Raw genomic sequence first — 9,877 nt, forward strand, 5'->3', positions numbered from 1 at the left:
CCTGACTCCTGACTCCTGACTCCTGACTCCTGACTCCTGACTCCTGACTCCTATCTTTTATTAAAAAGATGTAAAGTTTTATTTAGATAACTAAATTCTGTTAAGATTCTTTTCATAAACATTAAGATATATAACCAACCCCATGACATTATTAATAGTTGGTGCAACTGGCACTTTGGGAAGACAAGTGGCTCGTCGCGCAATTGATGAAGGGTATAAAGTCCGCTGTCTGGTTCGGAGTCCTAAAAAAGCTGCTTTTCTCAAAGAATGGGGTGCAGAACTGGTACGGGGAAACTTGTGTAATCCACAAACCCTGACAGAAGCATTAACAGGTGTAACCGCAGTTATTGATGCTGCTACATCTCGCGCCACAGATTCACTAACTATTAAAGAAGTGGATTGGGATGGCAAAGTAGCATTAATTCAAGCCGCTAAAGCTGCTGGTGTAGAAAGATTTATCTTCTTTTCAATTTTAGATGCTGATAAATACCCCAATGTACCCCTGATGGAAATTAAGCGATGTACAGAAGCATATTTAGCAGAGTCCGGTTTAAACTACACAGTTTTACGTTTAGCTGGATTTATGCAAGGGTTGATTGGTCAGTACGGCATACCTATTTTAGAAAAACAACCAGTATGGGTAACAGGAACATCCTCACCTATTGGCTACATGGATACGCAGGATATTGCTAAATTCGCGGTGCGGGCTTTGACTGTGACAGAAACAGAAAAGCAAGCTTTCCCAGTCGTGGGAACTCGTGCTTGGAGTGCTGAGGAAATTATTAATCTTTGTGAACGCTTATCTGATAGAGATGCAAAAGTTACACGAATGCCTATCAGTTTATTACGGGCTGTCCAAAATTTACTGCGCTGCTTTCAATGGGGATGGAATGTTGCTGATAGATTAGCTTTTACAGAAGTCTTAGCTGGTGGTAAAGCTCTAAACTCAGAAAATATGGACGAAGTATATACTGTTTTTGGTTTAGACAAACAAGAAACTACCACCTTAGAAGCATATCTACAAGAATACTTCAGTCGGATTATGAATAAGCTGAAACAGTTAGATTACGAAAAAGCCAAAAGTAAAAAGCTTAAAAGTAAAAAGACTCCCTTTAAACAATCCTCCAAAGCCAATAGTCAATAAATGTCAGCCGAATGGTGACATTAGGCTAAAATGTGTAACTATTAGATACAGAAAAATCATCCCTTAAACTTGGATATTTGAGTGTGCCGAAAGCAGGCATTATCTACAACGATGTTAAGCCGATAGCGAGTAGTGTCGCTATCGAACTAAAAGACAAGCTCACCGCTGCTGGTTGGGATGTATACATCACAGCGAGTATCGGTGGGATATTGGGCTATTCTCAACCAGATAGTCCTGTCTTGCACACCCCCATTGAAGGTCTTACGCCCCCTGGCTTTGACTCAGATATGAAATTTACTGTGGTGTTAGGAGGTGATGGAACTGTATTAGCAGCATCACGCCTGGTAGCCCCCTCTGGTATCCCCATGCTGACGGTAAATACTGGTCACATGGGATTTTTGACTGAAGCTTATCTTAACCAATTGCCCCAAGCCTTAGAACAGTGTATGGCGGGTGCATATCAGGTTGAAAATAGAGCTATGCTCACCGTTAAAGTTATGCGGGGAGATACGGTAAAGTGGGAAGCCCTCTGTTTAAATGAAATGGTGCTACATCGAGAACCTTTAACTTGTATGTGCCATTTTGAAATCGCAGTGGGGCGACATTCACCCGTGGATATTGCGGCTGATGGAATTATTGTTTCTACCCCAACGGGTTCTACAGCTTATTCTTTAAGCGCAGGTGGTCCAGTAATTACTCCTGGTGTCCCTGTATTGCAGTTAGTCCCAATTTGTCCCCATTCTCTGGCTTCTAGGGCTTTGGTGTTTCCTGATAGTGAACCAGTTAATATCTATCCTGTTAATATTCCCCGGTTGGTAATGGTGGTGGATGGTAATGGTGGATGTTATGTTTTACCGGAAGATCGGGTATATTTAGAGCGATCGCCCTATAGCGCCCGATTTATTCGTCTCCAGTCACCGGAATTTTTCCGTGTTCTGCGGGAAAAACTCGGTTGGGGTTTACCACATATTGCTAAACCCAATTCTGTAGAATTGCCTTAGTTGTCACTTGTTCAGTTAGGTAAATGCCAACTTAGTGTAACTCGCACTTCTCCATTCGGTAAAACTGATATTTCCCATACACCATCTAGAAGTTCGTTGGCTATAGTATCCATGATTTTAGTACCATAGCCGCCTTTTTTGGGTCTATAAGTAGATGCTAAAATAGCTCCATCATTTGCTATTACTAAAGTACATTTATCTCCCTGTTGCTCTAAACTAACAAATACTTGGGTAGCCGTACCGTGAGGTGGTTGAGCGTGTTGGATCACGTTATTCAATGCTTCACGGAAAAAGCGGTAAATTTCTTCTCTGTGTTCAATCCAAATACTGTTGAATTGTGGTTCTTGAAGCGGCTGAATTAATAATATCCATTTACATTTCCAGACAATTAAACATAGTCCCAAATAACCGCTAAATATTGCTAAAACTATGAATAATAAATGCCAATTTTGATAATTATAAATACCGATACTGATTAAAAATCCTCCCAAAATAACAATTATTAACTCAACCCATTGGCTAGGAATTTGTAAAAATGAATCTGTCATTAAACTGGCCATAATATTAGCCTGAATTTCTACCCCAGCCATACTATCACCGAAAGGTGACAACATAGCCATTGTTTGGACGTTGTTCGCTTCTACAAAACCAATGAAAACAACTTTATTGCGGACTTGTTGAGAAAGTTTGTGAGGAGACGCAACTAGACATTTCTTGTCTTTATTAAGCCGACAAATAGATGTTAATTCTAGAAAAGGAAAAGTTCCCGACTTTCCCCAAAATTTTATTTTTACCGGATTTGTAATTTTAGCCAGTCGTGAGGAAAGATGAACTTTTTGCTCTTGCTGTTCCCACTTTTCCAAAGCTAGAAGGGTCACAGATTTAAAGGTTTGAATTTCGTCAATTTTTTCTGAGAGAAAGAACGGACTCACTAAATGGGAACTTCGAGCCGTACTACCTAAATGTGTGGGTGCTTCTGCTTCTGGTTCGTATTCAAAAAATCCCTGAATAGTCTCAGGAGGTATTAAAGGTTTAAGTCGTTCACTATCAAAAGGAATAAGATGATTATAGATGAAAAATTTTGGTTTTTTAGAATTAGTAATTGAATTGGTGCGTGTGACTAAAACAATTTGCTTATTATGATTTTGTACGAGATTTTTTAAAGGTTTATTTATTGATTCAGTCATTTTGACTGAATACTCAAAATCTGGTGATTCTTCCCAGTCATTGTGGAGGTTCAAAACGACGACGGAAGCACCTGCTTTTAAAAGATTTTCAACTAAATCAGCATAGAATAATCTTCCTAAAGATAGCTTTTGATTCGCTAAATCCTGGGGTTGAATTTTGACTAATATAATTTCTGGTGGTGGAGTTTTTGGCTGGTTCAATCTCAGCAAAGTATCTTGAAGTTGTAATTCCAATTTCTGAACTACAGGAATTTGGGAAAAGATGAAATTGTAGAATACACTGCAAGTTATTCCTAAGCTGAGAAATTTAATTTGCGAACTTTTTCTCCACAACATTTGATTACTTATTGACATCTGTATTCATTCAGAACCCCGATTTCTCTAAGAAGTCGGGGTTCTAATTTAATTTGTAAATCTTGCTAATAACTCTTCACGAGATAATTGCAAAAGCAAAGGAGTAAATTCTTCCCTAGTCATAGCAATTACTTGATCAATAATTGTGGCTAATTCTGAATCAAGTTCTCCAAAACGTACTTGTAGGATACTTTCAATCATAGCTCGACGTTCTCTTGCTAAACCTTCTTGTCTTCCTTTTTGGAGTCCTTGTTGTTCTCCTTCTTCTCGTTCTTGTTTTTTAATTTCTGCTAATTGTTGTTCATACATTTCTGATAATTTCATAATCAACTCCTGATCATCTTGATCAATATCGTGTTCTTTTTCTTGACGTGCAGATAACACAGCAATTAGGTCATGTACTAATTGTATTATATTCGTCAGAAAAGGACTATTCTCTGATAGTGCCTCTAATTCTTCTACTGCTTGTCTTTGTACTTTTCCTCTACCTAATACCCTCAAAAACAGTGTTTCTGGTGTAGTGGGTAGTTGATGAATGACAATCAGTACAGTTTTTAATGCTTTTCCTAAAAAATAAATTCCTTTTCCCCAATTCTCCTCATCTAAAGTAAAATTAAAACTTTCTAGAATGTCTGCTGATGCTGTAGGAGTAAAAATCCATAAATATGGTAATTCTTCTTCATTTATTCGCGTATTATTGCGTTTAGTTTGTCGTTCTAGGTCTGCATGGATGTCAAATAATTTACCCATACAACTGCGAATTTCACTTTTACTGACAGCATTGCGAAATGGCTCAAATATAGTATAACTTGAATTTTTCGCCATTCTTCCTAGTAATCCTAGTGATTCTATACCATCTGGAAATGGCGATGCAGGTGTAAATAATACGTCAATTTGTCTAACTTCTGAGGTAATATCTTTACTCATTTCTATTTGACCATAAGATATTAATAGTTCTGTGAGATATTGTTTGGCAAATTGGTCGTGGATAAAACGAGTCATTTAATTTTAATTTGATTTAAGGATGAAAAGATTAATTTAACATTTTATTGATGAGCGATTACATCTTGAGAAATAGACGATAGCGAATAATTCGATAGGGATGATTTTGAGACAAGCTGATTCCTAATTCTTTCCCTGTTTGGACAAATTGCCAAGTTCCGGCTTTTGTCTCTACTGTTCCATTAATATCTGTAGTGTTATTTAGCTGAAATGGTGGTTCATTTTTTGAGGGACCTGAGAGAAACTGCACGTTGTTGTCTGTAATCTCCAATTTTAACCCAACTGTGCCACCTTCACCAGCACCACTGACAATTTTACCTTTTCCTGACCAAATTTGTTGAGCTAAAGCGGGTGTACTCAGTCCCCACAGTAAGGACGCTGTGAGGATGATATGCAGTGTTTGGATAGGGAATTTCATAATTGCTGTCTGAACAGGTGGAGAAATGATGTTCTCACACTTATCAGATTTGGGTTTTTAGATGGGTTCGCAAGTTCGCAATTTTATTTGCGGGAGTTCGCACATTTTTCTGCGGGGATACACATTGATATGGAATCACTTACATAGTTATTATCAAAAATGAAACATTGATAGTTAATGCTTAGGTGAAAAAATGAAAAAGTTGTTAAGACTTGCAATATGTTTTAGTGCAGTGACCTTGCCCCACTTTTGTAGTTTAGGATTAATTAATACTGGTGCAGTTCCTGTTAAACCAGCATTCGCACAAAATACATTTCGTAATGATCAATTTTTTACGAGAGAGTCTGGCAATGGAGGTCAATGGGGTAGTTGGACTAAACCTGTTTACTGTCCACCAGGCTCATGGGCGGCTGGTTACACCATGAGGGTAGAACCTGATCAAGGTAGGGGCGATGATACTGGGCTTAACGCTATTGCCCTCTACTGTCGTGATCGCAATGGACGCGATATAGCTCGTATTATGCCGCATCCAGGAATGTGGGGTAACTGGGGTGAAGGTTCTAATTGTCCGCAAGGTGTTTTTCTAACTCATTTTCAGCTAAAAGTAGAGGTTAACCAGGGATCAGGAGATGATACTGCTGCAAATTCTGTGCGTTTTATGTGTGGCAATCAGAGACCAATTGAATCTTCAGGTACACCTTGGGGAAACTGGGGACCTTGGCAAGGAAGCTACAACGGAGTTGCTATTTGTGGTGTCCGAGCTAAGGTAGAACCTGAACAAGGTAAGGGCGATGATACTGCCTTGAATGATTTAGATTTTACGTGGTGCAAAATCTAATAGGTGATTTTAGGCGATCGCTCTTTCATAACAGGATGATTTTAGTCGATCGCTTTTTTCAATAAGAGGAAGATTTTGAGCGATCGCTTTTTTGGTAAAAGGATGATTTTAGGCGATCGCTCTTTTGAGAAAAGGATGATTTTGGGCGATCACTTTTTTGATAATGGGATGATTTTAGGCGATCGCTCTTTCATGAAAGGATGATTTTAGGCGATTCCTGCGGAGCGCTTCGCTATCGCTCCTTGATAATAGAATGATTTTAGGCGATCCTAGTATTCAGATCCCCGACTTCTTAGAGAAGTCGGGGATCTAGTTTATTACGTGAATGAAGGCGATATCTATTCCAGCAATATAACCCTATCACCAAACTTAGTCGCCAGTTTCCGATCATAAGTCAGCACCTGAGTATCACATTGAATCGCTGCTGCTACGAATAATGTATCGTAGAACGAATGACTTGCCTCGACTGCCAGTTTTAGAGCAACATCTCGAATTTGAGAGCTAGAAATCATGACATCAACCAATGCCTCAGCATCTTGCATTGCATCTAATCCCATTTGCAATGGTAATTCTCTAAATTGTATCCATTGCCAAATTACATTGCCCAACTCGGCAAACAAGGAATCAGGCACGACAATCTGATCTACACTTTCTAAAGCAGCTAGTGCCTGTTCATACTTATTCTCTACGTGCAAGAGGGCATAGGCCAAAACCATCGTATCAATTACCATTAAAGTCGTCCTGCTGATTTCCAAGACTGCACCCGACTTTCTGCTTCCATCGGTAAAACCTCCGACCGTTGACGAATACGAGCAAGCACTTCATCCCGTTGTCCATAGCGTTTTTGCAACAAATCACGGACTTCTTGCTCCATCGAAACCCCCTTTTGTGCCGCCAAGCGTTTAATGCGAGCCATCAACTCATCAGATATATTGCGAATGGTAATTGTTGCCATAATGCCTTCTTTGCTAGTCTACTACCAGATTATTACTTAAATGATAGCACTTTGCTGGCATTAGAGTAGCTAACCAAAACTTTTGCTCTTTCATGAAAGGATGATTTTAGGCGATTCCTGCGGAGTGCTAGTTCCCTCCGGGACGCTTTGCGAACGCTATCGCTCTTTCGATGACAGGATTATCTGTCAACCCAAAATGCACTGTAAAAGATTTTGTAGTGCTTGTCTGTCTACTTCCTCAAGTTGTCCTAACTTTTTAATCACTAATTCCTTGCTAATAGTAGTCAAAACTGGTTTGATAATTGAAGGTTTTATCAAATTAGCTGCTTTCCACTTAGTAATTGTTATTTCACCAAAAGAAGTTACTGAATTTGATTGACTAGTAATGGCTATTAGCACTAAATCAAAACGCTCGCGCTGATAATCATTAGAACTAACAATCACTGCTGGACGTTTTTTAGTAGTAGTCTGATCAGTGAAAGGAAAGGGTACTAAAACAACATCCCCAAATTTATAACTTGTCATACTCAGCATCATCAGGGTTATCCCAGATTTTTTGTAGAGTTGGCTCAGAAAGCTTGGCCGCAGCTAGAGTCAGACTATTTTCTCTGTTATGTTGGTATAGAGAATCAATAAAGTTTTCAACTAGTACAATTTGTTCAGGAACTAGCTGACGGATTTTCTCAAGTAACCTTTTATCTAGTATTGTATCAGCCTGCATTATTGAACCGTCCTTAGTTAATAGTCATTAATAGTGACCCACAATTGCTTTAGTCTGCAATATCCCTCCACATTATAGCCTAATTTACAGTCGCTCTTTTGGGAATAGGATGATTTTGGGCGATTCCTAGGTCGCGCTTCGCTATCGCTCTTTTGATAAAGAATGATTCTGATATTTCAGATCCCCGACTTCTCAAAGAAGTCGGGGATCTAGTTTCCCTATTTACAAAATATCTATCTCTGTTATATAATTAGAATACATTTGTAAAATATTGAGAAATTTATGACTCAGATTACAATTGAAGAAGCTACTTAAAATTTATATAAACCTCTAAAACAAGTGGCTAAAGGTGAGCAATTTGTGCTGATGAAAGAAGGCAAAGAAATTGCTCGTCTTCTTCCTCCTCAACAAGAAAAAAAAGTATTTCCTAGTTTAAACTCTTTTAGAAAATCAATAGTTTTAAAAGGAAGTGCAATGAGTACCACGATATTAGAAGAAAGAGAGAACGAAAGATATTGATTTATTTAGATACTAGTGCCATTATTCCTTGTATAGCATTAATAATTTTTCTCTGGTGACAGCAGATGATAAATTAGCTCAATCTGCTACTATTTTAGAGATAGATATTCTTTTATTAACTTACCTTTGGGGGTTAAAGTCCCCTGCTTCTACAAGCAGCGGGTTTTGCGTCGGGGTAAAATCCCCGTTGCAAAACGTAATTCTAAATTCTAAATTCTGCATTCTTTTATTGACTTCCAATCTCAATTTTAGTTAGATATACGATTCCTTCAGAGCGATTCCTGGGTCGCGCTTCGCTATCGCTCTTTCTATAAAAGGATGATTTTGGGCGATCCTAGTATTCAGATCCCCGACTTCTTAAAGAAGTCGGGGATCTAGTTTACCAACATTATATTTAATACCATATAATTACTTGTTGACATAATATGCTAGTTTTAGCATACTTAACATTACATGAATGAAAAACAGGAAAAGCCTCTCAGATGGATTGCAAGCGCCCTTAATGATTTAAAGAAGTTTCCTGAAGATGTACAGGATGTCATGGGTTACGCTCTTGATTTAGCACAACACGGTCAAAAACACCCTAACGCAAAACCTTTACGCGGGTTCTCTGGAGCAGGAGTTTTAGAAATTGTAGATGATTTTGATGGGGATACATATAGGGCAATTTATACTGTTAAATTCGAGGGTGTTATCTACTTACTACATTCCTTTCAAAAGAAATCAAAACATGGTATTGCTACACCAAAACAAGATATAGAATTAGTTAAAAAAAGATTGAAAATCGCTCAAGAAAATTATTTACAGCAAACTACCGAAAAAATGGAGTAAAAAAATGCCAGAAGAAAATCAAGTTGAAGTTAGTAGCGGAAATGTATTTGCTGACTTAGGTTTATCTAATCCTGAAGAAAGATTATTGAAAGCCGAGTTAGTCCGTAAAATCAGTGAAATCATTACTAATCTAAATTTAACACAAGTTCAAGCAGCCGAAATTCTAGGCATAGATCAACCAAAAGTTTCTCTACTAATTAGAGGTAGATTAAGTGGTTTTTCAACTGATAGATTGATGGACTATCTAAACAAGTTAGGTAGTGATGTAGAGATTACAGTTAAACCTAAACCTGAAAATCGTAAGTTTGCTCAGATAATTGTAGTCTAATAATTATTATTCATTATTCAGATCCCCGACTTCTTCAAGAAGTCGGAGATCTAGGTCTTGATTAAGTATACGTACTTGATGTAAACTATACGTATCTAATCATTACCCAAGACAATGAATGTCAAGCCACTGCGGTTTCTCGTTGTAGAAGATCATCCAGAAGTAGCCCAAAATAATTGTGATTTTCTGACAAAATTCGCCTCTTCTGCTATTTGTACTATCGCTTCTACTCCCCAAGAAGCACTACAACGTCTAAAAATAGAAACACCAGATTTAATAGTCCTTGATTTACAATTTGCTTTACCTTCTGGCGCTCAGTCAGCTAAATCTTCTTTAGAATTATTAGAGTTAATTTTTAACACTTATTCCTCTTTAAATATCCTCATTTATAGCAGTGAACCCAGTTGGATGATAAAACTTGTCAAATTCATTAATCATCACTAGTGCGATTCGTTGTTAGTTGAATCACGGTAATCAGTCCGTACATAAGCTAACCAACCCAATCCAATCATGGAAAAAGGTTGAACTCTCGGTCTGATATGGGTGCAAGTCCCATCTACCAGACTCAGGTATGACTCC

Annotated in this window: 15 protein-coding genes; 8 read left to right on the top strand and 7 right to left on the bottom strand. The window is 38.1% G+C overall.

Annotation, left to right across the window (positions count from 1 at the left end):
- Positions 1-142: 142 nt before the first annotated feature.
- The gene (locus tag PN450_RS10795) at positions 143-1,144 is read left to right on the top strand and encodes an SDR family oxidoreductase (RefSeq protein WP_015078783.1); all 1,002 of its coding nucleotides are present in this window, start codon (positions 143-145) and stop codon (positions 1,142-1,144) included.
- Between the two features lie 83 nt (positions 1,145-1,227).
- Positions 1,228-2,145 carry an NAD(+) kinase gene (locus tag PN450_RS10800; RefSeq protein WP_148763278.1) on the top strand — a complete coding sequence of 306 codons (918 nt, stop codon included), beginning with the start codon at positions 1,228-1,230 and terminating at the stop codon, positions 2,143-2,145.
- A gap of 11 nt (positions 2,146-2,156) precedes the next feature.
- Here PN450_RS10800 and PN450_RS10805 read toward each other — a convergent pair whose 3' ends face one another.
- The 3 genes from PN450_RS10805 to PN450_RS10815 all read right to left on the bottom strand — a co-directional run bounded on the left by PN450_RS10805 (position 2,157) and on the right by PN450_RS10815 (position 5,106).
- Positions 2,157-3,668 (bottom strand): CHASE2 domain-containing protein, encoded by a 1,512-nt coding sequence (locus PN450_RS10805; RefSeq protein ID WP_271836262.1) that lies wholly within the window; start codon positions 3,666-3,668, stop codon positions 2,157-2,159.
- Positions 3,669-3,734: 66 nt separating this feature from the next.
- Complete coding sequence (locus PN450_RS10810; RefSeq protein ID WP_271836263.1) at positions 3,735-4,688, bottom strand: RpnC/YadD family protein; 954 nt, start codon at positions 4,686-4,688, stop codon at positions 3,735-3,737.
- Between the two features lie 58 nt (positions 4,689-4,746).
- The gene (locus tag PN450_RS10815) at positions 4,747-5,106 is read right to left on the bottom strand and encodes a hypothetical protein (protein ID WP_271836264.1); all 360 of its coding nucleotides are present in this window, start codon (positions 5,104-5,106) and stop codon (positions 4,747-4,749) included.
- 193 nt (positions 5,107-5,299) lie between these two features.
- On the opposite strand from PN450_RS10815, the gene PN450_RS10820 reads away from it, so the two are divergent.
- Together PN450_RS10820 and PN450_RS10825 are read left to right on the top strand one after the other, a co-directional pair.
- Complete coding sequence (locus PN450_RS10820; protein ID WP_271836265.1) at positions 5,300-5,944, top strand: hypothetical protein; 645 nt, start codon at positions 5,300-5,302, stop codon at positions 5,942-5,944.
- A gap of 75 nt (positions 5,945-6,019) precedes the next feature.
- Positions 6,020-6,148, top strand: a complete 129-nt coding sequence (locus tag PN450_RS10825; protein ID WP_271836266.1) for a hypothetical protein — start codon at positions 6,020-6,022, stop codon at positions 6,146-6,148.
- Between the two features lie 134 nt (positions 6,149-6,282).
- Here the strand turns inward: PN450_RS10825 and PN450_RS10830 are convergent, their stop codons facing one another.
- The 4 genes from PN450_RS10830 to PN450_RS10845 form a co-directional block, all read right to left on the bottom strand.
- Positions 6,283-6,699: a type II toxin-antitoxin system VapC family toxin gene (locus PN450_RS10830; RefSeq protein WP_271836267.1), complete on the bottom strand. Its 417-nt coding sequence runs from the start codon at positions 6,697-6,699 to the stop codon at positions 6,283-6,285.
- Complete coding sequence (locus tag PN450_RS10835) at positions 6,675-6,899, bottom strand: FitA-like ribbon-helix-helix domain-containing protein (protein WP_271836268.1); 225 nt, start codon at positions 6,897-6,899, stop codon at positions 6,675-6,677. Before PN450_RS10835 ends, PN450_RS10830 begins: the two co-directional genes overlap by 25 nt.
- Positions 6,900-7,085: 186 nt before the next feature.
- A complete protein-coding gene (locus PN450_RS10840; RefSeq protein WP_271836269.1) occupies positions 7,086-7,424 on the bottom strand; it encodes a type II toxin-antitoxin system PemK/MazF family toxin in 339 nt (112 codons plus the stop codon).
- Positions 7,411-7,620, bottom strand: a complete 210-nt coding sequence (locus PN450_RS10845) for a toxin-antitoxin system, antitoxin component, Xre family protein (protein WP_213799042.1) — start codon at positions 7,618-7,620, stop codon at positions 7,411-7,413. Before PN450_RS10845 ends, PN450_RS10840 begins: the two co-directional genes overlap by 14 nt.
- Before the next feature lie 339 nt (positions 7,621-7,959).
- Here PN450_RS10845 and PN450_RS10850 point away from each other — a divergent pair, with 339 nt between their 5' ends.
- The 4 genes from PN450_RS10850 (at position 7,960) to PN450_RS10865 (ending at position 9,742) form a co-directional block, all read left to right on the top strand.
- The gene (locus tag PN450_RS10850; protein WP_271836270.1) at positions 7,960-8,139 is read left to right on the top strand and encodes a hypothetical protein; all 180 of its coding nucleotides are present in this window, start codon (positions 7,960-7,962) and stop codon (positions 8,137-8,139) included.
- 453 nt (positions 8,140-8,592) lie between these two features.
- Positions 8,593-8,970 (top strand): type II toxin-antitoxin system RelE/ParE family toxin, encoded by a 378-nt coding sequence (locus tag PN450_RS10855; protein WP_053541131.1) that lies wholly within the window; start codon positions 8,593-8,595, stop codon positions 8,968-8,970.
- Positions 8,971-8,974: 4 nt separating this feature from the next.
- Complete coding sequence (locus PN450_RS10860; RefSeq protein WP_137908399.1) at positions 8,975-9,298, top strand: helix-turn-helix domain-containing protein; 324 nt, start codon at positions 8,975-8,977, stop codon at positions 9,296-9,298.
- Between the two features lie 114 nt (positions 9,299-9,412).
- On the top strand, positions 9,413-9,742 hold the full coding sequence (locus PN450_RS10865; protein ID WP_271836271.1) for a response regulator: 330 nt from the start codon (positions 9,413-9,415) through the stop codon (positions 9,740-9,742).
- Positions 9,743-9,877: the final 135 nt, after the last annotated feature.

Source organism: Dolichospermum lemmermannii CS-548 (genome assembly GCF_028330815.1).
In the GTDB taxonomy this organism is placed as follows: Bacteria; Cyanobacteriota; Cyanobacteriia; order Cyanobacteriales; family Nostocaceae; genus Dolichospermum; species Dolichospermum lemmermannii.